Genomic DNA, 25,356 nt, shown 5'->3' with positions numbered 1-25,356 from the left:
GAAGTGGACCGGGCTGGCGCGGGGTGGGACGCGGCTCCCTACGATCGCGCGAGGGCAGGGTCATTCGACCAAAAAGGGGACTGTCATGCGAAGGACCGCAGCTGCCGCGACGCTCGTCGCGGCCGGCATCGTGCTCATCACAGGAGGGAGCGCGAGCGCGCTCAGACCGGGGGCGACGGCGGCGACCGGCGCGCTCGACCTGCTGCCAGGCGAGATCGCTGCCGGCGAGAGCGGCGTCGTCGACCGCGCCGGCAGCCATGGGTCGTCGCGGCCGAGCGTCAGCGCCGACGGCCGCTGGGTCGCCTTCCTCTCCGGCGTCGACGCGCTCTCGGGCGAGGCAGAGCGCGACGCCGCCAACGTCTTCCGCAAGGACCGCAGAACCGGCCGCGTCGTCTTCGTCAGCCGCGCGACCGGCGCGAGAGGGACGCCGGGCAGCGGCTCCGCCTGGAACCCCGTCATCAGCGACGACGGCAGACGGATCGCGTGGGCGACGGCAGCCGCGCTCGATCCCGCCGACACCGACGGGGCGACCGACGTCTACGTGCGCGACCTCGCCGCCAAGACGACGACGCTCGCGACCCCCGGGACGGTGCTCGACGTCGACGACGAGTTCGGCTTCTCCGGCGACGGCGACCACGTCGTCTTCACGACGGCCGACGGACTCGTGCCCGGCGACGTCAGCGGACGGCGCGACGTCTACCGCCGTCAGCTGAGCAGCGGCACGACCGCGCTCGTCTCGCTCGACGCGGCCGGCGGCGAGGCCGACACCGAATCGCGCGACCCGTCGATCAGCGCCGACGGCCGCTGGGTCGCCTTCGTCTCCGCGGCGAGAGATCTCGTCACCGGGATCGGCTTCGGCAGAGAGAGAAACCCGCGGGCGCAGGTCTACGCGCGCGACATGACCGCGACGACCGACGCGACGACGCTCGTCAGCCACAGCTACGGCCTGCCGCTGCAGACCAGCGTCGCCGACGCGCGTGACCCGCACATCACCGTCGACGGCGGCGGCGACGTGCACGTCGCCTTCGCGAGCCGCTCGTGGGACCTCCATCAGCTCCTGCCGAATCCGGCGGCGGTCGAATGGCACGGCTACGTGCGCAACCTGTCGCAGCCGGAGACCGAGTTGCTGGCCACGGGCTACGGCGTGCTGGCGAGAGGGGACACGACCGTCGACGGGATCAGCGCCGACGGCAGACGCGTCGTCTTCTCCTCGTCGATGACGAGCATCGGCGGACCCGCGACCAACTACTGGAACATCTACGTCCGCGACGTGGCGAGCGCGACCACCACGGTCGTGACGGGCGGCAGCGGCAGAGCCGACTTCGAGCGCGACGGCGCGATCTCCGACGACGGCGCGGTCGTCTCGTGGCTGGTGCACGAGTCGATCGTCCCCGACCTCGACCGTCCCTTCCAGGGCGTCTACGCGCGCACGCTGCCGGCCGGTCCGGTCGAGCTGATCTCGCGGCCGAGAAGAGCCGGCGCGCTGCGCACGCCGGCGCTGTCGGTGAGCACGCTCGGACAGACGTCGCGGCGGATCAGCGCCGACGGCCGCTATGTCGCGCTCGAGGTCGACGGACCGACCTACCGCAGCGTCTACCGGCGCGACACGTGGACCGGAGCGCTGGAGCCGGCGGCGCGGCTGACCGGAGCGAGCGGCGCGCTCGCGACCGAGGGCAGCTATGCCGCGTCGATCAGCGACGACGGCAGCCGCGTCGTCTTCGTGACCGGCGCCAGCCTCGATCCGGCCGACCCCGTCGCCGGTCGTGCGGCGCAGTCGGTCTACCTGCGCGACTTCGCGACCGCGACGACGACGCTCGTCTCACGCGCCGACGGCTTCGGCGGCGCGAACGAGACCGGCAACATCACCAGCGCACGCATCAGCGGCGACGGCAGACATGTCGTCTTCCCCGGCTCAGGCCTGCTCGTGCGCGACGTCGACGCCGGTAGAACGACGCTCGCCGGCCGCGCCGACGGCCCGAGCGGCGCGGCTGTCGGCGGGATCGGGGACTACGCGATCTCCGACGACGGGACGGTCGTCGCCTTCGACACCAATCAGGCGATCGACCCCGACGACCCGGATTCGTACCGCGACGTCTACGTGCGCGACGTGGTCGCCGAGACGACGCGGCTGGTCACCCGCCAGAGCGGCGCGACCGGCGCCAAGGGCTCCGGCCGCGCGCCGGCGCTCAGCGGCGACGGCGACGTTGTCGCCTTCCTGACCAGCGAGGATGCGCTCGCGCCGGAGGCCGGCAGCTTCGGCGGGATCGAGCAGGCGGTCGCGCGCGACCTGACGACGCACCAGAACACGCTCGTCAGCCGCGCGCCCGGCGGACCGCCGGCGAACGCCGAGGTCAGAACGATCAGCGTCGACGCGGACGGCGCGCAGGTCGCGTTCGACAGCGTGGCGACGAACCTGCTGCCGGGGCATGGCGGCAGATACCGCTCCGGTGTCTACGTGCGCGCGACCGCCGACGGCTCGCTGAGCGCGCCGCCGCCGTTCGGCCCGGCCGGCGACGCCCTCTTCGGCGGCGGCGCCTCGCTGCCGTCGCTGAGCGCGAGCGGTCGCTGCCTGGCCTTCGTCGGGATCGGCGACAGCGGCACGCAGAGAGCGGGCGTCGGCGATCTGCCCACGGCGTACGTCTACGCGCTCCCGGCCACGGCGCCGAGAACGCCGCGCTGCAGAACGCAGAGATAGGACAGACGGGCGGCGGCGCGCGGGGCGCGCCGCCGCTCTCCTGAGCTGGCGCGTGTCCGCTCATCGCGGCGAACGCCGCCCACGGCTCAAGTGAAACGGTTTTCTGTCGAGGAACCGTGGAGATGAGCTCTCGTCCGAGCTTCAGCGCTCCATTCGGCGAACGCGACCGCGACGGCAGGCGCGGCGGGCCCCTGGTCAGCCGCGGCCTCGTCGTCGACGCCGCGCCGCAGCAGCGCGCACGCCAGGCGCTGCGTGCCGCCGAACGGCTCAGCCGCGCCGTCGTCGAAGGGCTCGAGGAGGGCGTCGTCGTGCTCGACGCCGAGCTGAAGCCGCTCAGCTGGAACGCCAGCGCGCTGCGGATCCTCGGCGTCACCGCCGACGAGATGGCCGACGAGGCAGGCTCGGTCCTGCGGCGCGACACGCTCCGCTACGACAACGGCAAGCCGCTCTCCGAGCAGGACAACCCCGCCCAGCGGGCGGTCCGTCAGAGCGCGCCGGTGCGCGCGACGCTGCGCCGCGCCGCGCCCGATGGCGGCGAGCGCTGGATCACGATCCTCGCGCGCCCGATCGGCGGCGCCCACGGCACGACGCGCCGCGGCGTCGTCGTGACCGTCGCCGACGTGACCAGCTCGGTCGAGTCGGCGCGCCGCCTGCGCGAGGAGCGCGACCGCGCGCAGCGCTACCTGGAGGTCGTCTCGACGCTCGTCGTCGTGCTCGACCCGAGCGGCCACGTGGAGCTGGTCAACCGCCAGGGCTGCGAGCTGCTCGGCTTCTCCGAGCACGAGCTGGTCGGCCGCGACTGGTACGAGACGGTCGTCCCGGCCGGCGACCGCGAGGAGGCGCGCGACGTCCTCCGCAAGCTCGTCGCGGGCGAGCAGCTGCCGGAGGAGCGCCATGAGACCTTCCTGCTGACGAAGGCCGGCGAGGAGCGCAAGATCGCCTGGCGCAACGCGGTCGTGCGCGACGCCGACGGTCACGTCACCTCCGTCTTGCGCTCCGGCGAGGACGTCACCGAGCGCCGCCGCGCGGAAGCGCAGGTCGCCTACCTCGCCCACCACGACCGCCTCACCGGACTGCCCAACCGCGCGCTGCTGGAGGAGCAGCTGCAGCGCGACCTCGCGCGCGCCCGCCGCACCGGCGGCGCCGTCGCGCTCGTGCAGATCGGGCTCGACAACTTCAAGCTCGTCAACGACTCGCTCGGTCACGGCGCCGGCGATGCCGTCCTGCGCGAGACGGCGCAGCGCGTCGCCGAGCTGACGCGCGCGGGCGACGTGATCGCGCGTCAGGGCGGCGACGAGTTCATGCTGCTGCTCGACTGCGGCGCGGAGGACGCGCAGGTCGTCGCCCAGCTCGCCGGAGAGCGGATCATGGAGGCGCTGGAGCGGCCGTTCGCGGTCGCCGGCGCCGAGTTCCACATCGGCACCTCGATCGGGATCGCGCTCTTCCCCGGCCACGCCAACAACGCCGAGTCGCTCTTCAAGCACGCCGACATGGCGATGCACCAGGCCAAGCGCGCCGGCGGCGGCGCCGTCGCCTTCTACGAGCGCGGCGCCAGCGAGGCGCGCGAACGGCTGTCGCTGACGAGCCGGCTGCGGAGGGCGATCGACAGCGACGAGCTGCGCCTCCACTTCCAGCCGATCTACCGCGTCGACGACGGCGTGCTGGTCGCCGTCGAGGCGCTCGTGCGGTGGCAGGATCCCGAGCACGGGCTGGTCCCGCCGGCCGGCTTCATCGCCGTCGCGGAGGAGACCGGGCTGATCGAGGGGATCGGCGCATGGGTGGTCGAGGCGCTCTGCCGGCAGGCGTCGCGCTGGGCGCAGGAGGGCTTCCGCCCGCGGCTCTGCTTCAACCTCTCGCCGCGCCAGCTGCGCCAGCCCGACCTCGTCGCCTCGATCGCGCAGACGATCGCTCGCCACGACCTCCCGCCGGGCCAGTTCTGCGCCGAGCTGACCGAGAGCGCGGTGCTGAGCGACGAGCGGCGTGACAGCTCGCTGCTCGACGAGCTGCACGAGGCCGGCCTGGCGATCGCGATCGACGACTTCGGCAGCGGCCACTCGTCGCTCGCGCGCCTGCGCGACCTGCCGGTGCAGGTGCTGAAGGTCGACCGCTCCTTCCTCAGACGGGTGCCCGAGGATCCCGGCTCGACGGCGATCGTCGCCGCGGTCCTGGAGCTGGGCACCGCGCTCGGGATGACGACCGTCGTCGAGGGCGTCGAGGACGTCGCCCAGCTGGAGCTGCTGCGCCAGCACGGCGCGCCGCTGGCGCAGGGCTTCCTGCTCGGCCGGCCGGTCCCCGCCGACCAACTCGACCGCCGCCCGGCGCGCGTGCCGACGTGACCGGGGCGCTCGTGATCGGCGCGCGCACGCTGGAGAGCGTCACGCTCGACCTCGACGCGCTCTGGATCGTCGTCGCCGCCGTGCTCGTGATGTTCATGCAGGCCGGCTTCGCCTGCCTCGAGATCGGCTTCTCGCGCGGCAAGAACGTCGGCTCGGTCGTCGCGAAGGTGCTGCTGAACTTCTCCGTCGTCTCGCTCGTCTGGTGGGCCTGCGGCTTTGCGCTCGCGTTCGGCGGCGGCGCGTGGCTGGCAGGCGACTCCGGCTTCTTCCTGCACGTCGGACAGACGCTCTCGCCCGGCAGCCCGATAGCCGGCCCGGTGACCCCCGCCGACAGCGGCTTCGTGCTGTTCCAGATGGTCTTCTGCGCCGTCTCGCTCGCGATCGTCTGGGGCACGACGCTGGAGCGGATCCGCTTCATCGCCTACCCGATCTACGCCGTCGTCTTCGCCGCCGTGATCTACCCGCTCGTCGCGCACTGGATCTTCGGCGGCGGGCTGCTCGGCCAGATCGGCTCCGGCATGCAGGACTTCGCCGGCTCGACCGTCGTGCACCTGACCGGCGCGACCGGCGGCCTGGCGGCGCTGCTGCTGCTCGGCCCGCGTCGTGGCAAGTACGGCCCGGACGGCGAGCCGCGCGCGATCCCCGGCCACTCGATGCCGATGTTCGGCCTCGGCGTGCTGATCCTGTGGCTCGGCTGGTTCGGCTTCAACGCCGGCTCGACGCTCACGACCACGGGCGCCCGCTTCGCCGAGGTCGCGCTCGCGACCAACATCGCCGCGGCCGCCGGCGTCGTCGGCGCGGCGATCACCGTGACGCTGCTGACGCGCCGGCTCGACGTCGGCATGGTCGGCAACGGGGCGATCGGCGCGCTCGTCGCGATCACCGCGCCGTGCGGCTTCGTCGAGCTGTGGGCGGCGCCGCTGATCGGTCTCGTCGCCGGCGTGCTCGTCGTCGTCTCGGTGCTGGCGATCGACCGCGTGCTCGACGACCCCGTCGGCGCGCTCTCCGCGCACGGCGTCGCCGGCATCTGGGGGACGCTGTCGTGCGGGATCTTCGCCGCGCCGCGGCTCGCCGACGCGCCCGGTGCGCCAGGGCAGGCCGGCCTGATCTACAACGGCTCGTTCGAGCAGCTCGGCGTGCAGGCGCTCGGCGTCGTGCTCGCCTTCACGCTCGTCTTCACGATCTCCTACGTCACCTTCGCCGCGATCAAGGCGATCTTCGGCCTGCGCGTGACCGAGGCCGAGGAGGAGGAGGGGCTCGACCTCGTCGAGCACGGCATGTACGGCTACCCGGAGCAGTTCATCGTCGGCGGTGAGGCCGGCGTCGAACCGGTCGCCGACGAGCCGGCGGTGCGCTGAGCCGGGCGCGCCCTTGCGGGGCCGGCGCGGGCAGCTCGCTAGATTGGCCGGATGGCCTCACGTCCCCCCGCTTCGCGCCGCGTGCGCATCCTCGCCGCCGGCGGCACGATCGCGATGGGCGGTCCCTCGGGGGCCACACCCCAGCTCGACGCCTCCGCGATGGTCGCCGCGATCCCCGACCTCGCCGACGGCGACCACATCGACGCGGTCGACGTCGTCAACAAGCCGAGCGCCCACCTGACGCTCGCCGACCAGCTCGAGGTCTGCCGCCAGGCGCGCGACGCCGCCCGCCGCGGCATCGGCGTCGTCGTCACGCACGGCACCGACTCGCTGGAGGAGACGGCGATGCTGTGCGACGTGATCCACGACGCGGAGGCGCCGATCGTCTTCACCGGCGCGATCCGCCCCGCGACCGCGGCCGGCGCCGACGGCCCCGCCAACCTGCTCGACGCCGTCTCGGTCGCGAACTCGGACGAGGCGTCCGGGATGGGCGTGCTGGTCGTCTTCGGCGGCGAGATCCACCACGCCCGCTGCGCGCGCAAGACCGACACGACCTCGCTCGTCGCCTTCTCCTCGCCGCAGACCGGTCCGCTCGGCCGCGTCACCGAGGGCCACCCGACGATCTGGTCGCGGCTGCCCCGCAACCCGCCGCTGGACCCGCCGGCGCTCGACAAGCTCGTCCACGTCGTCCCGACCGGCGCCGGCGACGACGGCACGCTCGCGCGCGCGGCGCTCGACACCGAGCCCGACGGCGTCGTGATCGGCACGCTCGGCGCCGGCCACCTCGCGCCGCCGCTGCTGGAGCTGTGGGCCGAGGCGGCGGAGCGGATCCCGATCGTCGCCTACTGCCGCCCCGAGCGCGGCGTCGTCCTCCAGGGCACCTACGGCTACGCCGGCTCCGAGCAGGACCTGCGCGACACCGGGATCATCCCCGTCGGCTTCCTCTCCCCCCAGGCGGCGCGCATGAAGCTGCTCGCCTGCGTCGCCAGCGGCCTGTCGGTCGAAGAGGTGCGCTGGGCGTTTCGGCAGGACGACGGCTGAGCGAAGCGAAACCGGCGCCCGAGCCGGGGGCGAATCTCCGGGTGACCGCGGCTCTGTGCACGTCATGGATGCACAGAACCGCACTCATCAACAGGATCAGGCCGTTGCGCGGCTCGCCGATGTGCAGCACGGCGTGGTCGCGCGACGGCAGCTCGCTGCACTCGGCGTCGGTCGGAGCGCGATCGCCCACGGACTGCGGCGCAGACAGCTGCTGCCGCTCCATCGTGGCGTCTACGCGGTCGGCCACCGGCGGCTGACGCGCAACGGGCGCTGGCTGGCGGCGGTGCTGGCGGCCGGTGACTGCGCCGTGCTCAGCCACCGCGACGCGGGCGCGCTGCACGGCCTCGGCAACTGGAGCTACGGTCGCTTCGAGGTCTCGACGTCCGCTGACGTTCGCTCGACGGTGCGACTCCGCCTCTTCCCCCGCCGCATCCTGGCCGCCGCCGACGTCACGACCGTCGCCGCGATCCCGGTCACGACCGTCGCACGCACGCTCGTCGACCTCGCCGAGCTGCTCGACCGCGAGCGGCTGCTGCATGCGCTCACCGAGGCCGAGCGGGCGCGGCAGTTCGACCTCGGGGCGGTCGAGGCGGCGATGGCGCGCACGCGCGGCCGCCACGGACGCGGCCACGCGAACCTGCGCGCGGCGCTGGAGGAGACGCGCCGGCGCGGGCTGCAGCTGACGCGCTCGGGCCTCGAGATCGCGCTGCGGCGGCTGGTGCGTGAGCACGGAGGTCGACGCGTGGTGGCCGCAGGCGCGGCTCGCTGTCGAGGCCGACGGCTGGGAGACGCACCGCAGCCGCAGGGCCTTCGCGCGCGACCGCGAGAAAGCCAACACGCTCACCCTCCACGGCTGCACGGTCCTGCGCTTCACCCACGACGACGTCGTCCGCCGCTCTGCGCAGACCGCCGCGGTGATCCGCCGCGCGCTGGCAGCCGCCGCTACTCGCTGAGCGCGTAGCCCATGCCGCGGACCGTGCGGATGCGGTCCTTGCCGAGCTTCTTGCGCAGGTAGCCGACGTAGACGTCGACGACGTTGGAGCCGGGGTCGTAGAAGTAGCCCCAGACGTGCGACAGCAGCTGCTCACGGCTCATCACCTGGCCGGGATGGCGCAGGAAGACCTCCAGCATCGTGAACTCGCGCGCCGACAGCTCGATCGTCCTGCCGTCGACAGCCGCCATCCGCGTGCGCAGGTCGAGCGAGAGGTCGCCGGCCGCCAGCACGAGCGTGTCGGCGCTCGGCTGGTCGCGCAGCCGCACGCGGATCCGCGCCAGCAGCTCGTCGAAGCGGAACGGCTTCGTCATGTAGTCGTCGGCGCCCAGCTCCAGCCCCTCGACCGTCTCGTCGCGCGCCGACAGGATCACGACCGGAAGCCGGCTGCCGCGGGCGCGCAGCTCGCGCAGCACGTCCATGCCGTCCTTGCCCGGCAGACCGAGGTCGAGCACGAGCAGGTCGAACTCGTCCTCGTGCGCGACCGCCGCGGCCGTGTCGCCGTCGCCGACGACCGTCGTCGCGAACCCCTCGGCCTTCAGACCCTTCTCGAGGAAGGCGGCCAGCCGCTCCTCGTCCTCGGCGATCAGGATGCGGGTCATGGCTGGGGATCTTCCTCTCTGACCGGTACGACGACGGTGAAGGTGGCGCCCTCGCCGGGGCGGGAGCGCAGCTCGACACGGCCGCCGTGGGCCTCCGCGATCGCGCGCACGATCGCGAGGCCGAGCCCGGCGCCGTCGGAGCGGCGGCGGGAGCGGCCGGCGCGCGCGAAGCGCTCGAAGATCCGCTCCTGCTCGGCCTCGGCGACGCCCGGGCCGCCGTCGCGCACCCAGATCCGCGCCTCGCCGCGCTCGAAGGCGCTGCCAAGCGCGATCGCGTCGCCCGGGCCGGTGTGCTCGACGGCGTTGCGGGCGAGGTTGACGACCGCCTGCGTCAGCCGCTGGCGGTCGCCGCGCAGGCGTCCGACGGCGATCGCGTCGGCGCTCCAGACGCGGTCGGAGGCGAGCGCCTGCGCCTTCGCCAGCAGCTCCTCGGTCAGCACGTCGAGGTCGACGTCGCCGAGGTGCAGGAAGTCGTTGCGCTCGGCCTTCGCGAGCGTCAGCAGGTCGTCGACGAAGCGCGCCATGCGGTCCAGCTCGTCGGTCACGAGCGCGACCGTCTCGCGCCGCTCCCGCGGGTCGTCGCCGAGCAGCTCCAGGTGACCGCGGATGATCGTGATCGGCGTGCGCAGCTCGTGGCCGGCGTCGGAGACGAGCTGGCGCTGCACGTCGAATGTCCGCTCCAGCCGGTCGAGCATCGCGTTGAAGGTGCGGCCCAACTCGGCGATCTCGTCGCTGCCGCGCACCTCGATCCGCCGCGTCAGGTCCTCGTCGCCGATCTCGCGCGCGGTGTCGCGCAGCTCGCGCAGCGGCGCCAGCACGCGGCCGGCAACCAGCCACGCCAGCGCCGAGGCGAGCAGCAGCACCGCGAGCGAGACGCCGGCGGCGACCCTGACCGCCTCGTCGACCTCATCGCGCTGCGGCTGCAGCGCCTCGGTCACGACGAAGCCGCCACGCACCCTGCCCTCCACGCGCACCGGCGTCGCGAGATAGCGGACCGGGCCGTCGGCGGTCTCGATCGTGCCGCGCCGCGCGCTGCTCAGCATCGTCAGCGTGCGCAGCCGTCTGACGACGGCGGGGTCGGGTTCGCCGGTCGCGCTGGAGCGGTAGGGGCGGCCGTCGAGCAGCGTGTACAGGTCCTCGTCGGGGGCGGGCACGTTGCGCGCGAGGTAGACGTCGAAGATCGCTCTCACGTCGCCGTCGAAGGGGCGGCCGTCGCGCGGGTCGCGGCCGTCGGCGACGAGGCGGCGGAACTCCTCGACCTCCTGGCTGAGCGTGCGGTCGGTCCGCTCGTCGGCGCGCACCAGCAGGATCTGGCGCAGCGCGAGCGTCGAGAGGACGGTCGAGAAGCTCAGCAGCACGACGAAGGCGGTGAGGATGCGAGCGCGCGCGCCGAAGAGGACGCGCGCGCGGGCCGGTGGACGGGTCAATCGTCGTCCCCGCCAGAGCCGCTGCCGCTGCTGTCGTCGTCATCGCCGCCGCCGGGGCCGCTGCTGTCGTCGTCGTCGAGGTCGGGCGGCTCGGGCGTCGGCGGCGGAGCGAAGCCGTCGTCGTCGGAGCGGTCGTCGCTCGATCCGCCGCTTCCGCTCGCTCCACTCGATCCGGTCGACCCGCTCGTCGGCGGCGGCGTCACCGGCTGCTGCTGCGCCTCGCGCCGTTCGCGCGCGCGCTCGGCCGCCTCGCGCCGTGCCCGCTCGCGCGCGGCAGCCTGACGCCGCTCGCGCTGCTGCGCGCGCCGCGCCGCGCCGCGCCGCTGCTGCGCCGCCGCGCGCTCGCGCGCCAGGTCGGCGGCGGAGTGCCCGGCGAGCGGGTCGACCTCGATCACACGGACCGCCTCCGGCGCCGCCGGAGTCAACAGCGTCGCGGCCGCCGCGCCTGCCAGCACGGCGATCGCGAGCGCGGCGGCGACAACGGCGATCAGGCGCATGCGGGGCACGCCGCGCACGCTGGCCTGCGCGCGTGAGATGGCGATGGATTCGACATGAGAGCGACCTCATGATTCCCGCTGCGCACGTGAGAACGCTCTCGCGATCGGCTCACAGACCTCTCACGGCGCGTGGGGAGGCTGCCGTTCGTCACTGATCCCTCACCCCGGAGGTGCCACCGAAATGGCCTTCTTCACCGCCGTCACGCCGGCGCTCGCGTCGTCGAGCAGCCGCACCAACACGAGAACGAACACCGGCCGGCGCGGCAACGGCAACGGCCGTCGTCGGCGCCGCCGCCGTCGCAACACGAACACGGGTCGCAACACCAACACGTGATCCGACGGCCGGCCGGCGCCGTGAGCGCCGGCCGGCCGCCTTCTTCTTCCATGCGCCGTCTCCGTGAACGCCTCCACCGCCTGCTCGTGCCCGTCGCCGACGGGCAGGAGGCCGTCGCCGCCGCGCCGCCGGTGCCGATGCGCGAGATCTTCCGCCGCTTCTGGCCCGACGCGCGCCCCTACCGCCCCGCGATCGCCGCGGGCGTCCTCTTCCTCGTGCTCGTGCCGGCGATCGAGGCAGCCGAGATCTGGCTCTTCAAGCTGGTCGTCGATGACGTCCTGGTGCCGCGCGACGCCGCCGCGCTGCTGCCGCTCGCGGGGATCTACCTCGGTCTCACGCTCGTCAACGGGATCGTCCGCTTCGGCGACGACTACCTCGCGGCGTGGGTCGGCGAGCGCTTCCTGCTGAACCTGCGCGCGCGCCTCTTCTCGCACGTGCAGGGGCTCGGCCTCGACGTGCTCGACCGCCGCCGCCTCGGCGACCTGCTCTCGCGCCTGACCTCCGACGTGCAGGCGATCGAGCGGTTCGTGCTGACCGGCGTCGGCGACGCGATCTCGGCCGTCGCGCGGATCGTCTTCTTCAGTGGCGCGCTGCTGCTGCTGTCGTGGAGACTGGCGCTCGTCTCGCTCGTCGTCGTGCCGCTCTTCTGGCTGACCGCGCGCCGCTTCTCGGGGCTGATCAAGCACGCCTCGCGTGAGAAGCGGCGCCGCTCCGGCTCGCTGACCGCCGTCGCCGAGGAGTCGCTCGCGAACGCCGCGCTGGTGCAGAGCATGGGTCGCGAGCAGCACGAGCTGGAGCGCTTCCGGCGCGAGAACGCGGCGATCATGGAGGCCGAGCTGGCCTCGACGCGGATCCGCTCGCTGTTCGCCCCGCTCGTCGACTTGATCGAGCTGCTCGGCGCGCTCGTCGTCGTCGGCCTCGGCGTCTGGGCGCTCAGCTCCGGCGACCTCACGATCGGCGGCCTGCTCGTCTTCCTCGCCTACCTGTCGCAGCTCTACAGCCCGGTGCGCCAGCTGAGCGGCCTCGTCAACAGCCTCTACGCCGCCTCGGCCGGTGCAGAGCGCGTGATCGAGCTGCTCGACGAGCGGCCGGCCGTGGTCGATCGGCCCGGCGCGCAGCCGCTGCCGGCCGCTGAGGTGCGTGGCCGGGTCGAGCTGCGCGACGTCACCTACGCCTATCCCGGTGCGGCGCGCGACGCGCTCGCCGGCTGCTCGCTCGTGGTGCAGCCGGGCGAGTGCGTCGCGCTTGCCGGCCCCAGCGGCGCCGGCAAGACGACCGTGACGCGACTGCTGCTGCGCTTCGCCGACCCCGCCGCCGGCGAGGTCCTGCTCGACGGCCACGACCTGCGCGGGCTGCCGCTGCGCGACGTGCGCAGACACGTCGGGCTGCTGGCGCAGGAGACGCTGCTGTTCGAGGGCAGCGTGCGCGACAACATCGCCTACGGCCGGCCCGACGCGGACGCCGCGGAGGTCGAGCGGGTCGCGCGCGCGGTCGGGATCGCCGAGCTGCTCGACGCGCGCGTCGGCCAGCGCGGCCGAGCGCTCTCCGGCGGCCAGCGCCAGCGCGTCTCGATCGCGCGCGCGATCGTCCGCGGCAGCGCCGTCGTCGTGCTCGACGAGCCGACGACGGGCCTCGACGCGGAGGCGCGCGAGGAGGTGCTGAGCGCGCTCGACGCGCTGCTGCCCGGCCGCACGACGATCGTCGTCTCGCACGACCCGGCCGTGATCGCGCGTGCGGATCGGGTGGTGGAGCTGCGGGCGCCCAACGCCCTTCCCATGGTGGAGGCGATCGCATGAGGACGCTGTCGGCCGGGCGCGAGCTGGCGCCCGGCGTGCGCGTGACCGCTCACCTGCACCGCTCGCGCCACCTCGACGTCTACGCCGCCCACTGCGAGCGGCGCGCCTGCCCGGTCGTCGTCAAGACGGTGCGGCCCGACCGGGTCGGCCGCGACGACGTCGTGCGTGATCTGCTGCGCGAGGGGCGGCTGCTGCGCAGGCTGACCCACCCGCACATCGCGCGCGGCTACGAGGTCCACCGCGCGCCGCGCCCGGCGATCGTGCTGGAGACGATGGGCGGCGAGACGCTCGCCCACCTGCTCGACCGCCGCGACCTGCCCGCGCGCGACGTCGTCGAGCTGGGCCGTCAGCTCGCGTCCGCGCTCGCCTACCTGCACGGCGAGGGGATCCTCCACCTCGACCTGAAGCCGTCGAACGTCGTCGCCGACAGCGGCCGCGCGAAGCTGCTCGACCTCTCGATCGCGCAGCGCCCCGGGCGAATCCCCGCCGGGCGCGGTACCTGGTGCAACATGGCGCCGGAGCAGGCGGCCGGCGACCAGGTCACGGCCGCGACCGACGTCTGGGGGCTGGGCACCGTGCTGTGGGAGGCCGCGACCGGCGTCAACCCCTTCGACGAGCGCGATCAGCGCAGCGAGCGGGCCGCGCCGGTCCGTTCCCTCCGCCCCCGCTTCCCGAAGCCGCTGGCGGAGGCGGTCGACGCGTGCCTGGAGCCGATCGCGGCCGACCGCCCGCCGCTCGCCGAGCTGCAGGCGGCGCTGGCGTCGCTCTAGTCGGCCGGCGGCTGATCGCCCTCGACGAGGATCGTGTCCTCGTGCGAGTAGGCGGGCGAGCAGGCGCAGACGAGCACGAGGTCCGCGTCGCCGCTGTTCCACAGCTTGTGGACGGTGCCGGGCGGGATCACGACGCAGTCGCCCGGCTGCACGTCGCGCTCGTCGTCGCCGACCCGCAGCCTCCCGCGGCCGGCGGTGAAGAGGTACAGCTCCTCGGCTCTCGGGTGGTAGTGGGCGATCGTGGCGGTGCCGGGCGGCAGCGTCGCCTCCGCCAGGCTCTGGTGTCTCGCCGGCGAGTAGCCCGGTCCCGCCCATTCGCGGATCGTCGAGCCGTCGGCGGTGATGAAGGGCTCCAACGTGTCGTAGCGGGCGAGGTGCATGGGGCGAGGCTAGCGCGACCGCCTCAGGCGTTGACGCCGAGGTTGATCACGCCGAGGTAGCCGTCGTCCTCTCGGCTGACGTCGAGCAGGCCGACGGGGTCGAAGATGCCGTCGCTGTCGTTGGTCATGTCGCGACCGCCGCGCTCGTCGTAGGGCGCCGTCGCGAAGACCTCGTCGTTGAGCGCCTCGTCGAAGTACAGCTGCGTCGTCAGCACCGTGCGCTTGTCGACGTGGACCTTCAGGTGGATGTGGACGGTGCGGCCCTGGTACCAGCCGGGGTAGATCGTCGTGAACTGCGCGACGCCGTTTCTGTCGGTCGCCTGCGCGCCGCGCAGGTAGGTGCCGTCGTCGCTCGTCGTCGCCTCGCTGTCGCCCTGCGAGTAGGAGCCGTCGGAGGTCTCGCCGGAGCCGGCATCGCCGGGCGGGCCCATCGCGCCCGACTCGAAGCCGGAGTAGCTGCCGCCGGCGTCGCAATGCCAGATCTCGACGACCGCGTTGGCGACCGGTGCCGCCTCGCCGCCGGCCTCGCACTGCGACATGTCCTGCACGCGCAGCGCCAGCTCCAGCCGCGTGCCGGGCCGGTCCTCGCGCACGTCGCTGCGGATCGAGTCGACGTCGAACCAGTACGGCCCCTGCGTCTCCTCCTGCGCCAGCGTGCAGGTCGCGGCTCTGTCGAGCAGCGCGACGACGTCGGAGGCCGCGGTCGTCGACGGCTGGACGGTCGCGGTCGTGCCGGCGCTCGTCTCGACGGTCGTCGTGCCGCCGCCGTCGCCGCCGCAGGCCGCGAGGAAGCCACCGAGGCCGAGCGTGCCGCCGATCGACAGCGCCCGGCGGCGTGTCACGCGCAGACGACTGGCTCTGATCTCTTCGTGCATCGCTCCACCGTACGCCCGCTTCCTGGGAGCGGCCTGGGAGCGGGTGCACCTACCTCGCGCGTAATCGACGCGCGCCCACGCTCGCGAGACGGTGTCGCCATGTCCTCCACCAGCCTCACCCCAACGCTCCCCGCCGCCCGGCGCGCGGCACCGTCGTGGCTGGCGATGGCGGTGGTCCTCACCGGCACCTTCATCGTCACGCTCGACTTCTTCATCGTCAACGTCGCGATCCCCGCGACGCAGGCCGACCTCGGCGCGAGCGCCGGCGCGATGCAGCTCGTGATCGCCGCCTACGGGATCGCGCTCGCCGCCGGCCTGATCCTCGGCGGCCGGCTCGGCGACCTCGTCGGCCGCCGCCGCGTCTTCTCGATCGGGCTCGCGCTGTTCACGCTCTCCTCCGCCGTCTGCGGCCTCGCGCCGGACGCGACGACGTTGATCGCCGGACGCGTCGTGCAGGGAGCCGCGGCGGCGCTGATGACGCCGCAGGCGCTGTCGATCATCGGCATCACCTACGCGGGCGAGGCGCGCGCGAAGGCGCTCGTCGTCTACGGCCTCGTGATGGGCCTGGCCGCTGCCTGCGGCCAGCTGATCGGCGGGCTGCTGATCCACGTCGACCTGCTCGGGCTCGACTGGCGCTCCTGCTACCTCGTCAACGTCCCGATCGGCCTGGCCGCGCTCGCGCTCGCGCCGTACGCGATCAGGGAGTCGCGCGCCGACGGCGCGACCCGCCTCGACCTCAGCGGCGCGCTGCTGGCGACGCTGGCGCTCGTTGCCGTCGTCCTGCCGCTCGTGCTCGGCCGCGAGCACGGCTGGCCGCTGTGGACGTGGCTCTGCCTCGCCGCCGCGCTGCCGCTGCTGGCCGGCTTCGCGATCTCGCAGCGCCGTCTCGCCGCGCGCGGCGGCGACCCGCTCGTCGACCCGGCGCTGTTCCGCGAGCGCGCCTTCACGGTCGGGCTGCTGGCGACGATCCTCTTCTACACCGGGATGGGCTCGTTCTTCCTCGTGCTGGCGCTCTACCTGCAGGAGGGCCGCGGACTCGACGCGCTCGGCTCCGGCCTCGTCTTCACGCCGCTCGCCGTCGGCTACCTCGCCGCGTCGATCGTCTCGCAGGGGCTCGCCGGGCGCCTCGGCCGCCAGCTGCTGGCGCTCGGCGGGCTGACGCGGGCGGTGGCGCTCGCCGGTCTCGTGCTGACGGTCGGCGCGGTCGGGGCCGGCGGCGAGATCGCGCTGCTGCTGCCGGCGCTCGTGCTCGACGGCGTCGGGATGGGACTGCTGACCGCGCCGCTGATCGCGACCGTGCTGGCCGACATGAAGCCCGAGCACGCCGGCGCCGCCAGCGGCGTGCTTAGCACCGCGCAGCAGGTCGGCAACGCGCTCGGCATCGCAGTGGTCGGCGCGTTGTTCTATGGCTCGCTCGGCGCGACGCCGAGCCCGGACGACATCGCCCAGGCGTTCGAGCTGTCCCTCATCGCCGTGGCGGGGTTGTCGGCTGCTGTGGCGCTGCTGGTGCAGGCGCTGCCGCGGAGGCGGTGAGCACCGCGGATCTGTGCACCCATGCGACGCACAGATCCGCACTCCTCGCGCGGTCCGCCCTTGGACCCGGCCGAACCTTCCACCCACTTGCTACTGGCATATAAATTTATACCTGGGTAATATGAACGCCATGGTCCAGTCGACCACGGCAACCACGCGCTCCCGACTGCCGCGCGCCGAGCGTGAGCAGCAGGTCCTCGACATCGCCCACGCCGCCTTCGCCGAGCACGGCTACGGCGCCGTCACGATGGACGAGGTCGCCGCCGCCGCGGGCGTCACGAAGCCGCTGCTGTACGCCTACTTCGGCAACAAGGAGCGGCTCTACCTCGCCTGCATGGAGCGCTCCGGCGAGGCGATGCTGAGCGCCGTCGGCGCCGCCGTCGCGAGCGCGTCAAGCCCCGCCGAGGCGCTGCGCGAGGGCCTCAAGGCCTTCTTCGCCTTCGTCGACGGCGACCGCGACGCCTGGCGCGTCCTCTTCGACGAGACGCTGCCGGCCGGCGGCGAGCTGACGCGCTCGGTCTCCGTCTACCGCGACCGCCTGCTGGCGCTCGTCGCGCAGACGCAGCTGGCGCTGATCCCCGAGCACAACCGCGAGCGCGCGGCGACCGAGGTCGAGGCGCTCTCCAACGCCCTGCTCGGCGCCTCCGAGGCGCTTGCGCGCTGGTGGCTGCGGACCGGCGCGATGCCGCCCGCCGACGCCGCCGAGCTGCTCGTCGCGACCGTCGAGCCCGGCCTGCAGGCGCGCGCCGCGCTCAGCGCCCTCCCCGGTCCCGAACCCGCTTCCGACGCACCCTCGAACAGACACCAAGGAGCACCATGACCGCCGGTCCCCGGAGAGTTGCCGTGATCGGCGGCAACCGCATCCCGTTCGCGCGCTCGAACAGCAAGTACGCGAAGGCATCCAACCAGGACATGTTCACCGCCGCGCTCGACGGGCTCGTCGCCCGCTTCGGGCTGGAGGGCGAGCGGCTCGGCGAGGTCGTCGCCGGCGCCGTGCTGAAGCACAGCCGCGACTTCAACCTCACGCGCGAGTCGGTCCTCGGCAGCCGCCTGGCGGCCGAGACGCCGGCGTACGACATCCAGCAGGCGTGCGGCACCGGCCTGCAGGCGATCAACCTCGTCGCCGCGAAGATCGCGCTCGGCCAGATCGACGCCGGCGTCGCCGGCGGCGTCGACACGACCTCCGACGCGCCGATCGCCGTCGGGGAGGACCTGCGCCAGATCCTGCTCGACGCCAACCGCGGCCGCTCGACGCAGGACAAGCTGAAGCCGTTCCTGCGGCTGCGCCCGCAGCACCTCGCGCCGGCGCCGCCGCGCAACGAGGAGCCGCGCACCGGCCTCTCGATGGGCGAGCACCAGGCGCGCACCGGCGCCGAGTGGGGGATCACGCGCGAGGCGCAGGACGAGCTGACCTACCGCTCCCACCAGAACCTCGCCGCCGCCTACGAGCGCGGCTTCAACGCCGATCTCGTCTCCCCGTACCTCGGGCTCGAGCGCGACCAGAACCTGCGCCCCGACACGAGCCTCGAGAAGCTGGCGAAGCTGAAGCCCGTCTTCGGCGGCAAGTCCGGCACGATGACGGCGGGCAATTCCACGCCCCTCTCCGACGGCGCCGCGACCGTCCTGCTCGGCAGCGAGGAGTGGGCGGCCGCCCGCAACCTGACGCCGCTGGCGTGGTTCGTCGACGCGGAGACGGCGGCGGTCGACTACGTCAACGGCCGCGAGGGCCTGCTGATGGCGCCGGCCTACGCGGTGCCGCGGCTGCTCGCCCGCAACGGCCTCAGACTGCAGGACTTCGACCTGTACGAGATCCACGAGGCGTTCGCCTCGCAGGTCCTCTCGACGCTGAAGGCATGGGAGGACCCGGCCTTCTGCAGCACGCGGCTCGGCCTCGACGGCCCGCTCGGCTCGATCGACCGCGACAAGCTCAACGTCAACGGCAGCTCGCTCGCTGCCGGCCACCCGTTCGCCGCGACCGGCGGGCGGATCGTCGCCAGCCTCGCGAAGGCGCTCCACGAGCGCGGCGGCGGCCGTGGCCTGATCAGCATCTGCGCAGCCGGCGGCCAGGGCGTCGTCGCGATCTTGGAGGCATAGACATGGCACAAGCCGACCGTTACACCGAACTGATCAACACGCCGATCGGGAAGCTCGTCCAGAAGCAGGTCGGCCTTCCCGCCCCGGTCCCGCTGAAGCGCTTCAGCCCCGGCGACGCGGTCGTCGACGGCCGCGTGCTGCTCGGCGGCGCGCCTGGCGGACGGCTCGCCGGCGCGTTGGCGAAGCTCGTCGCCGAGATCGGCGCGGAGGCCTCGACGCCGCTGCGCGAGGACCTCCGCGCCGCCGCCGCCGAGGCCGGCCTCGACGCCGGCCCGTGGACCCCCGCGGCCGCCGCGACGCAGAAGTACGGCGCGATCGTCTTCGACGCGACCGGCATCACGGAGCCGGCCCAGCTGGAGCAGCTGCACCTCTTCTTCGGGCCGACGATCCGCCGCGTCAAGCGCTGCGGCCGTCTCGTCGTGCTCGGCACGACGCCGGAGGCGGCGAGCACGCCGAGCGAGCAGATCGCCCAGCGCGCGCTGGAGGGCTTCACGCGCGCCGCCGCGAAGGAGCTGAAGGCCGGCGCGACCGGCCAGCTCGTCTACGTCGCCCCCGGCGCCGAGGACCAGCTCGCCTCGACGCTGCGCTTCCTGCTGTCGTCGAAGTCCGCCTACGTCGACGGCCAGGTGATCCGCGTCAGCGCCGCCGGCGCGGTGCCGCAGCTCGACTGGAGCCAGCCGCTGGCCGGCAAGGTCGCGCTCGTGACCGGCGCCTCGCGCGGCATCGGCGCCGCGATCGCGGCGACGCTCGCGCGCGACGGCGCCCACGTCGTCGGCCTCGACGTGCCGGCGCTGGAGGGTGACCTGAAGGCCGTCACCGGCGCGATCGGCGGCTCCGCGCTGACGGCCGACATCACCGCCGAGGACGCGCCGAGAACGATCGCCGCGTACCTGAAGAAGGAGCACGGCGGCGTCGACGTCGTCGTCCACAACGCCGGCATCACGCGCGACAAGACGCTCGGGCGGATGGACGAGGCGCGCTGGAACAGCGTCATCCAGGTCAACCTCGGCGCGCTGCAGCGGATCACCGACGCGCTGATCGCGGGCAGAAGAAGAGCGGTCCTGAACGAGAACGGGCGAATCGTCTGCGTCTCCTCGATAGCGGGCATCGCCGGCAACTTCGGCCAGACCAACTACGCCACCTCGAAGGCCGGCGTGATCGGCGTCGTCGACGCCTACGCGCCGCTGCTGGCGAGACAGAGCGCGACGATCAACGCCGTCGCCCCGGGCTTCATCGAGACGCAGATGACGGCGAAGATCCCGTTCGCCACGCGCGAGGCCGGTCGCCGCATGAACTCGCTCTCGCAGGGCGGGCTGCCGGTCGACGTCGCCGAGGCGATCGCCTACTTCGCCAGCCCCGCCTCGACCGGCGTCACCGGCAACACCGTGCGCGTCTGCGGCCAGAGCCTGCTGGGAGCCTGACCCGATGGCTGCTGCTCCCAACAGCACCGTACGGAGACTGAGCGGGCCGCCCGGCACGCTCGGCCTCTACGCGAAGGCTGCGCTGCCGCTGATCCCGGGCGCCTCGATGCTGCCGTTCGTCGCCGGCGCCGGGGGAAAGCTCCCCAGAACCACGCTGACGCTCGACGGCGTCCGCACCGATCGCGACCAGCTCGCCTCCTACGATCGCGTCTGCGGCTTCACGCTGCGCGACGAGCTGCCGTCAACCTTCGTCCACGTGCAGGCGTTCCCGCTGCACATGGCGCTGATGACCGACGGCGCGTTCCCGTTCGGCGCCGTCGGCCTCGTCCACCTGCGCAACCGCATCACGCAGTTCCGCCCGCTGCGCGCCGACGAGACCTACGACCTGCGCGTCCACACGATGCCGGTCCAGCCGCACGCGAAGGGCAAGACCTTCACGATCGTCTCCGAGGCGCGCGTCGGCGACGAGCTGGTGTGGCAGGACGCCTCGACGATGCTGCGGCGTGGCAAGGGCTCCAAGGACGCGGAGCGCCCGAAGCCTCAGGGCGGCCCGGCGCCGTCCGAGCTGCCCTTCGTCGCGCTGTGGAAGCTCGGCGAGGACCTCGGCCGTCGCTACGGCGCCGTCTCGGGCGACCGCAACCCGATCCACATGCACGCGTACAGCGCGAAGCTGCTCGGCTTCCCGCGCGCGATCGCGCACGGCATGTGGACGAAGGCGCGCTGCCTCGCGGCGCTGGAGTCGACGCTGCCGGACGCGTACACCGTCGACGTGACCTTCAAGCGGCCGATCCTGCTCCCGGGCAAGGTCGCGTTCGCAGCAGAGGACGGCCGCTTCGCCGTCCGCAATCGCAAAGACGACACGAAGATCCATCTGGAAGGAACGGTGACCGCCGCATGAGTGTGGCTGATCGCAGCATGGGCCTCGGGCTCCGTGCCCTCGGCCGCTTCGCCGGCTCGGACCTCGTCGACAGACTCGGCATCCGCAAGCAGGCCGAGGGCGTCGTCTACCGCGCGACGCGCGACGGCTTCCGCGCCGTCGGCGCCGCCAACCGCACCTTCAAGCAGGTGCAGGGCAACGGCAAGAAGCCGGCCCGCCTCAAGCCGTCGGGCTCGGGCGTCTTCGACCTGACGCCGACCGACGAGCAGCAGATGCTGATGGAGGCCTTCCGCGACTTCGGCGCCGAGAGACTGCGTCCGAACGCGCTCAAGGCCGACGAGGCCGCGGCGGCGCCGAAGGAGCTGCTCGCCGAGGCTTCCGAGCTCGGCCTGACGATGCTCGGCGTGCCGGAGGAGCTGGGCGGCGCCGTCAGCGAGCGCTCGGCCGTCACGACCGTCCTCGCCGCCGAGGCGCTCGCGCACGGCGACCTCGGCCTCGCCGTCGCCGCGCTCGCGCCGGCCGGCGTCGCGACCGCGCTGTCGCTGTGGGGCGACGCTGAGCAGCAGGGCACCTACCTGCCCGCGCTCGTCGCCGACGACGCCGCCGTCGCGGCCTTTGCGCTGCACGAGCCGAGCCCGCTGTTCGACCCGTTCGAGCTGAAGACGACGGCGCGGATCGACGGCGCCGACTACGTCCTCTCCGGCGTGAAGGCGTTCGTGCCGCGCGCGGCCGACGCCGAGCTGCTGCTGGTGGCGGCGAGAATCGCCGGCCACGGCCCGGGCCTCTTCCTCGTCGAGACGAAGGCCGAGGGCGTGCTGACGAAGACGTCGCCCGGCATGGGCGCGCGTGCCGCCGGCTTCGGCGAGGTGCTGCTCGAAGAGGTGCGCGTGCCGGCCAGAGCGCTGCTCGGTGACGGCTCGCCGGCCGTCTACGCCGAGGCCGTCCGCCGCGCGCGGCTCGGCTGGTGCGCGCTGGCCGTCGGCGCCGCCCAGGCGGTGCTCGACTACGTGATTCCGTACGTCAACGAGCGCGTCGCCTTCGGCGAGCCGATCTCGCATCGTCAGTCGGTCGCGTTCGCCGTCTCGAACATCGCGATCGAGCTGGAGGGCATGCGGCTGACGACGCTGCGTGCCGCCGCTCGCGCCGACGCGGAGAAGGACTTCTCGCGCGAGACCGCGCTCGCCCGCCACCTGTGCGGCGAGAAGGGCAGTTGGATCGGCTCCGAGGGCGTTCAGCTGCTCGGCGGCCACGGCTACATCAAGGAGCACCCGGTCGAGCGCTGGTACCGCGACCTGCGTGCCGTCGGCGTCGTCGAGGGCGCCCTGCTCGTCTAGGAGACCTGACCGATGCCAATGAATCTGGAAGTCCCGAAGAAGTTCCTCCCGCTCGTCGGCCAGGCCCATCAGGTCGCCGAGGAGATCTTCCGCCCGGTCTCGCGCAAGTACGACCAGGAGGAGCACGCCTACCCGAGAGAGCTCGACATGCTCGCCGCTCTCCTCGACGGCATGAACGACGGCTCCGACATGGGCGGCGGCGCCGGCGCCGGCGGCGTCCGCCGGCAGGAGCAGAGCGACGAGATCCGCAACGGCTCGAACATGTCGACCGCGCTCGGCATCGTCGAGCTGTGCTGGGGCGACGTCGGCCTGCTGCTGTCGATGCCGCGCCAGGGGCTCGGCAACTCGGCGATCGCCTCGGTCGCCAACGACGAGCAGCTGAAGCGGTTCGACGGCAAGTGGGCGGCGATGGCGATCACCGAGCCGGAGGCCGGCTCGGACTCCGCCGCGATCCGCACGACCGCCGAGTACGACGAGAGAACCGGCGAGTACATCCTCAACGGCGAGAAGATCTACGTCACCTCAGGTGAGCGTGCCGACCTCGTCGTCGTGTGGGCGACGCTCGACCGCAGCCTCGGCCGCGCGGCGATCAAGTCGTTCGTCGTCGAGCGCTCGAACCCGGGCATGAAGCTCGACCGGCTCGAGCACAAGCTCGGCATCCGCGCCTCCGACACGGCCGCGTTCATCCTCGACGACTGCCGCGTGCCGAGAGAGAACCTGCTCGGCAGCCCCGAGGTCGACGTCAAGAGAGGCTTCGCGGGCGTCATGCAGACGTTCGACAACACGCGGCCGCTCGTCGCCGCGATGGCCGTCGGGCTGACGCGCGCCTGCCTGGAGCAGACGCAGGAGCTGCTGGCCGAGGCCGGCGTCGAGGTCGACTACGACAAGCCGGCTCAGTCGCAGTCGGCGGCCGCCGCCGAGTACCTCGCGATGGAGGCCGACTTCGAGGCCGCGCGCCTGCTGACGATGCAGGCGACCTGGATGGCCGACAACAGCAAGCCGAACTCGCTCCACGCCTCCTACGCGAAGGCGAAGGCGGGACGGACCTGCGTCGACGTCGCGCTGCGCTGCGTGCGCCTCTGCGGCTCGCGCGGCTTCGGCGAGGAGCTGCTGCTGGAGAAGTGGGCCCGTGACGGCAAGATCCTCGACATCTTCGAGGGCACTCAGCAGATCCAGCTGCTGATCATCGCCCGACAGCTGCTCGGCAAGAGCTCGGCAGAGCTCAGATAGGACCGCCGAGAAGCGCGTGAGCGACGGACGTGCCTCCGTCGCTCACGTGACCGGTGCGGAGGGCGTGCCCCCTCCGCACCACCCGAGGTGGGCGGCCCGGCGCGCTGGTGGTGCGGATCGCGCCGGGCCGTCGCCTCACTCTTGAATGCCGCGGAGCGTCAGCCCCGGCGCATGCCGTACTTCAGGTCTCGCAGCTCGCGGATGTCGTCGCTGACCGGCGCGTTGAGCGGGCTCGTCGTGGTCACGCCGAGCAGCTCCGGCTCGATCCGGTGGCGCACGAGCTGGCCGGCGACCGCATCGACCCTCAGGGCGGCGGTGCCCGGCCGCGACGTGACGACCTTCGTCATCTTCGTGCCGTGGAACAGCAGCGCGACGCCGTCGTCGGCCGCCCAGCCACCGGGCAGCTCGCCCGATCTGACGGCTGAGAGCCAGACCGGCAGCCGCTCCGGCTCGCCGTCGGCGTGGACGCTGAAGGAGCCGGGCAGCAGGCCCATCCCCTTGATCACCTCGGGCGGGCCGCCGGAGCGCGTGACGCCGCCCTGGAACCAGCACATCGCGCCGGCGCTGAGGCCGACGAGCACGATCCCGCGTCTCCACGCCTCGCGCAGCAGCGCGTCGAGCTCGTGCGCCTGCCAGATCGCCAGCAGGTTGCGCATCGAGCCGCCGCCGACGTAGATCACGTCCTGCTCCAGCACGATGTCGGCGAGCGTGCGCGCCGAGCCGTGACGGCGGAACAGCGACAGGTGGGTGGCCGAGGCGGTGCGCCCGAAGCGGCCGTAGAAGGAGGTGATCTGCGCGGTCGGATCGCCCGAGGCCGTCGGCAGGAACAGCACGCGCGGCTCGCGTGAGTCCGTCAGCGACACGACGTAGTCGTCGAGGGCGGGGTTGTCCGGCTCCATCGTGAAGCCGCCCCCGCCCATCGCGAGGATCCGGGGTGGGCCGCTCATGCAGCCACGGTCAAGAGATCAGGCATCGTCGTCCCAAGGTACCGGGCATTCAGCGGCGCCTCGACGATCTCGCCGTCGATCGGCTCGACGCGGTAGGCCTGCGCTCTCGGCCGCGAGCTGACGACGTGCCGCAGCTGGCGGTGCTCGAAGTGCAGCGCGGCGCCGTCGTCGGCCGCGTAGCCGGGCCGCACGCCGTCGCCGACGAAGCGGCGGTACTCCTCGCGCCGCTCCGGCTCGCCGTCGTAGTGGACGCAGTTGGAGTAGGGCAGCAGGCCGAGGCCGCGCACGACGCTCGGCGCGCCGTGGAAGGCGGTGACCGCCTCCGAGAACCAGCAGAGCGAGCCGGCCGACAGCCCGCACAGCACGACGCCCTTCCTCCAGGCGGCGCGCAGTATGCGGTCGAGGCCATGCGCCCGCCACGCGCCCAGCAGCGAGACGACGCTGCCGCCGCCGACGTAGATCACGTCCTGGTTGAGCAGGTGCTCCTCGAGGTCGCCCTCGACCGCGCCGCTGCCGCGGTCGCGGCGGAAGAGCGAGACGTGAGAGGTCTCGCACGTCATCGAGAAGGTGCGGTAGAAGCGGACCACGTAGTGGTCTGCATCGCCTGAGGCGGTGGGGACGAAGCACACGCGCGGCCGGTTCACTCCGGTGAGCGACAGCACGTAGTCGTCCAGCAAGGGGTTCCCAGCCTCCATCGAGAATCCACCTCCGCCGAAGGCCACGATGGTTGGGGGTCGCATGGTCGTCATGGAACGAGTATTCACGCCCCCACCGCAAGAATCTCTACGCAATCGTCCAGAGTCGAGTAGACACTCGGA

The 25,356-nt window shown here is 73.1% G+C and carries 22 protein-coding genes and 1 pseudogene; 16 read left to right on the top strand and 7 right to left on the bottom strand.

Annotated elements, in window-relative coordinates; translation table 11 throughout:
- The first annotated feature begins 85 nt into the window (after positions 1–85).
- The 6 genes and pseudogenes from R7226_RS00760 to R7226_RS00740 all read left to right on the top strand — a co-directional run bounded on the left by R7226_RS00760 (position 86) and on the right by R7226_RS00740 (position 8,383).
- Positions 86–2,695 carry a TolB-like translocation protein gene (locus tag R7226_RS00760; protein WP_318595104.1) on the top strand — a complete coding sequence of 870 codons (2,610 nt, stop codon included), beginning with the start codon at positions 86–88 and terminating at the stop codon, positions 2,693–2,695.
- A gap of 122 nt (positions 2,696–2,817) precedes the next feature.
- Positions 2,818–5,031: a sensor domain-containing protein gene (locus tag R7226_RS00755; RefSeq protein ID WP_318595103.1), complete on the top strand. Its 2,214-nt coding sequence runs from the start codon at positions 2,818–2,820 to the stop codon at positions 5,029–5,031.
- The gene (locus R7226_RS00750; protein WP_318595102.1) at positions 5,028–6,389 is read left to right on the top strand and encodes an ammonium transporter; all 1,362 of its coding nucleotides are present in this window, start codon (positions 5,028–5,030) and stop codon (positions 6,387–6,389) included. Before R7226_RS00755 ends, R7226_RS00750 begins: the two co-directional genes overlap by 4 nt.
- 51 nt (positions 6,390–6,440) lie before the next feature.
- Positions 6,441–7,430 carry an asparaginase gene (locus tag R7226_RS00745; protein WP_318595101.1) on the top strand — a complete coding sequence of 330 codons (990 nt, stop codon included), beginning with the start codon at positions 6,441–6,443 and terminating at the stop codon, positions 7,428–7,430.
- Between the two features lie 64 nt (positions 7,431–7,494).
- Positions 7,495–7,611 (top strand): annotated as a pseudogene (locus tag R7226_RS31620) (hypothetical protein); the annotation flags it as partial.
- Between the two features lie 541 nt (positions 7,612–8,152).
- Positions 8,153–8,383: a DUF559 domain-containing protein gene (locus tag R7226_RS00740; RefSeq protein ID WP_318595100.1), complete on the top strand. Its 231-nt coding sequence runs from the start codon at positions 8,153–8,155 to the stop codon at positions 8,381–8,383.
- Here the strand turns inward: R7226_RS00740 and R7226_RS00735 are convergent.
- The 3 genes from R7226_RS00735 to R7226_RS00725 are packed head-to-tail and all read right to left on the bottom strand — an operon-like array spanning position 8,373 to position 10,956.
- On the bottom strand, positions 8,373–9,023 hold the full coding sequence (locus R7226_RS00735; RefSeq protein WP_318595099.1) for a response regulator transcription factor: 651 nt from the start codon (positions 9,021–9,023) through the stop codon (positions 8,373–8,375). The genes R7226_RS00740 and R7226_RS00735 overlap by 11 nt on opposite strands.
- Positions 9,020–10,450 carry a sensor histidine kinase gene (locus R7226_RS00730; protein WP_318595098.1) on the bottom strand — a complete coding sequence of 477 codons (1,431 nt, stop codon included), beginning with the start codon at positions 10,448–10,450 and terminating at the stop codon, positions 9,020–9,022. Before R7226_RS00730 ends, R7226_RS00735 begins: the two co-directional genes overlap by 4 nt.
- Complete coding sequence (locus R7226_RS00725; protein WP_318595097.1) at positions 10,447–10,956, bottom strand: hypothetical protein; 510 nt, start codon at positions 10,954–10,956, stop codon at positions 10,447–10,449. The genes R7226_RS00730 and R7226_RS00725 overlap by 4 nt, the downstream gene beginning before the upstream one ends.
- Positions 10,957–11,128: 172 nt before the next feature.
- On the opposite strand from R7226_RS00725, the gene R7226_RS00720 reads away from it, so the two are divergent.
- From R7226_RS00720 to R7226_RS00710, 3 genes are read left to right on the top strand one after another with little or no spacing between them, the layout of a single operon-like run.
- A complete protein-coding gene (locus R7226_RS00720) occupies positions 11,129–11,281 on the top strand; it encodes a hypothetical protein (RefSeq protein ID WP_318595096.1) in 153 nt (50 codons plus the stop codon).
- A gap of 50 nt (positions 11,282–11,331) precedes the next feature.
- Positions 11,332–13,077, top strand: a complete 1,746-nt coding sequence (locus R7226_RS00715; RefSeq protein WP_318595095.1) for an ABC transporter ATP-binding protein — start codon at positions 11,332–11,334, stop codon at positions 13,075–13,077.
- Complete coding sequence (locus R7226_RS00710) at positions 13,074–13,847, top strand: serine/threonine-protein kinase (RefSeq protein WP_318595094.1); 774 nt, start codon at positions 13,074–13,076, stop codon at positions 13,845–13,847. The genes R7226_RS00715 and R7226_RS00710 overlap by 4 nt, the downstream gene beginning before the upstream one ends.
- Here R7226_RS00710 and R7226_RS00705 read toward each other — a convergent pair.
- Positions 13,844–14,227: a cupin domain-containing protein gene (locus R7226_RS00705; protein WP_318595093.1), complete on the bottom strand. Its 384-nt coding sequence runs from the start codon at positions 14,225–14,227 to the stop codon at positions 13,844–13,846. The genes R7226_RS00710 and R7226_RS00705 overlap by 4 nt on opposite strands.
- Positions 14,228–14,250: 23 nt before the next feature.
- Positions 14,251–15,102: an intradiol ring-cleavage dioxygenase gene (locus tag R7226_RS00700; RefSeq protein WP_318595092.1), complete on the bottom strand. Its 852-nt coding sequence runs from the start codon at positions 15,100–15,102 to the stop codon at positions 14,251–14,253.
- 99 nt (positions 15,103–15,201) lie between these two features.
- Here R7226_RS00700 and R7226_RS00695 point away from each other — a divergent pair, with 99 nt between their 5' ends.
- From R7226_RS00695 to R7226_RS00665, 7 genes are all read left to right on the top strand, one after another.
- On the top strand, positions 15,202–16,635 hold the full coding sequence (locus tag R7226_RS00695) for an MFS transporter (RefSeq protein ID WP_318595091.1): 1,434 nt from the start codon (positions 15,202–15,204) through the stop codon (positions 16,633–16,635).
- A 130-nt stretch (positions 16,636–16,765) separates the two neighbouring features.
- Positions 16,766–17,455 carry a TetR/AcrR family transcriptional regulator gene (locus R7226_RS00690; protein WP_318595090.1) on the top strand — a complete coding sequence of 230 codons (690 nt, stop codon included), beginning with the start codon at positions 16,766–16,768 and terminating at the stop codon, positions 17,453–17,455.
- Positions 17,452–18,729 (top strand): acetyl-CoA C-acetyltransferase, encoded by a 1,278-nt coding sequence (locus R7226_RS00685; protein WP_318595089.1) that lies wholly within the window; start codon positions 17,452–17,454, stop codon positions 18,727–18,729. The genes R7226_RS00690 and R7226_RS00685 overlap by 4 nt, the downstream gene beginning before the upstream one ends.
- Before the next feature lie 2 nt (positions 18,730–18,731).
- Entirely contained in the window at positions 18,732–20,150 is a 1,419-nt protein-coding gene (locus tag R7226_RS00680) for a 3-oxoacyl-ACP reductase (RefSeq protein ID WP_318595088.1), read from the top strand.
- A 4-nt stretch (positions 20,151–20,154) separates the two neighbouring features.
- Positions 20,155–21,048, top strand: a complete 894-nt coding sequence (locus tag R7226_RS00675) for a MaoC family dehydratase (RefSeq protein ID WP_318595087.1) — start codon at positions 20,155–20,157, stop codon at positions 21,046–21,048.
- 17 nt (positions 21,049–21,065) lie between these two features.
- Positions 21,066–22,361 (top strand): acyl-CoA dehydrogenase family protein, encoded by a 1,296-nt coding sequence (locus R7226_RS00670; protein WP_318595086.1) that lies wholly within the window; start codon positions 21,066–21,068, stop codon positions 22,359–22,361.
- Positions 22,362–22,373: 12 nt separating this feature from the next.
- Complete coding sequence (locus R7226_RS00665) at positions 22,374–23,591, top strand: acyl-CoA dehydrogenase family protein (protein WP_318595085.1); 1,218 nt, start codon at positions 22,374–22,376, stop codon at positions 23,589–23,591.
- 158 nt (positions 23,592–23,749) lie between these two features.
- Here the strand turns inward: R7226_RS00665 and R7226_RS00660 are convergent, their stop codons facing one another.
- Both R7226_RS00660 and R7226_RS00655 read right to left on the bottom strand, forming a co-directional pair.
- Positions 23,750–24,538 (bottom strand): Type 1 glutamine amidotransferase-like domain-containing protein, encoded by a 789-nt coding sequence (locus R7226_RS00660; RefSeq protein WP_318595084.1) that lies wholly within the window; start codon positions 24,536–24,538, stop codon positions 23,750–23,752.
- Positions 24,535–25,278: a Type 1 glutamine amidotransferase-like domain-containing protein gene (locus R7226_RS00655; protein WP_318595083.1), complete on the bottom strand. Its 744-nt coding sequence runs from the start codon at positions 25,276–25,278 to the stop codon at positions 24,535–24,537. Before R7226_RS00655 ends, R7226_RS00660 begins: the two co-directional genes overlap by 4 nt.
- Positions 25,279–25,356 lie beyond the last annotated feature (78 nt).

Source organism: Conexibacter stalactiti (assembly GCF_033542075.1).
Classification (GTDB): Bacteria; Actinomycetota; Thermoleophilia; order Solirubrobacterales; family Solirubrobacteraceae; genus Conexibacter; species Conexibacter stalactiti.
Note: the sequence above shows the minus strand (reverse complement) of the source record. Positions and strands in the feature narration are given on the sequence as shown.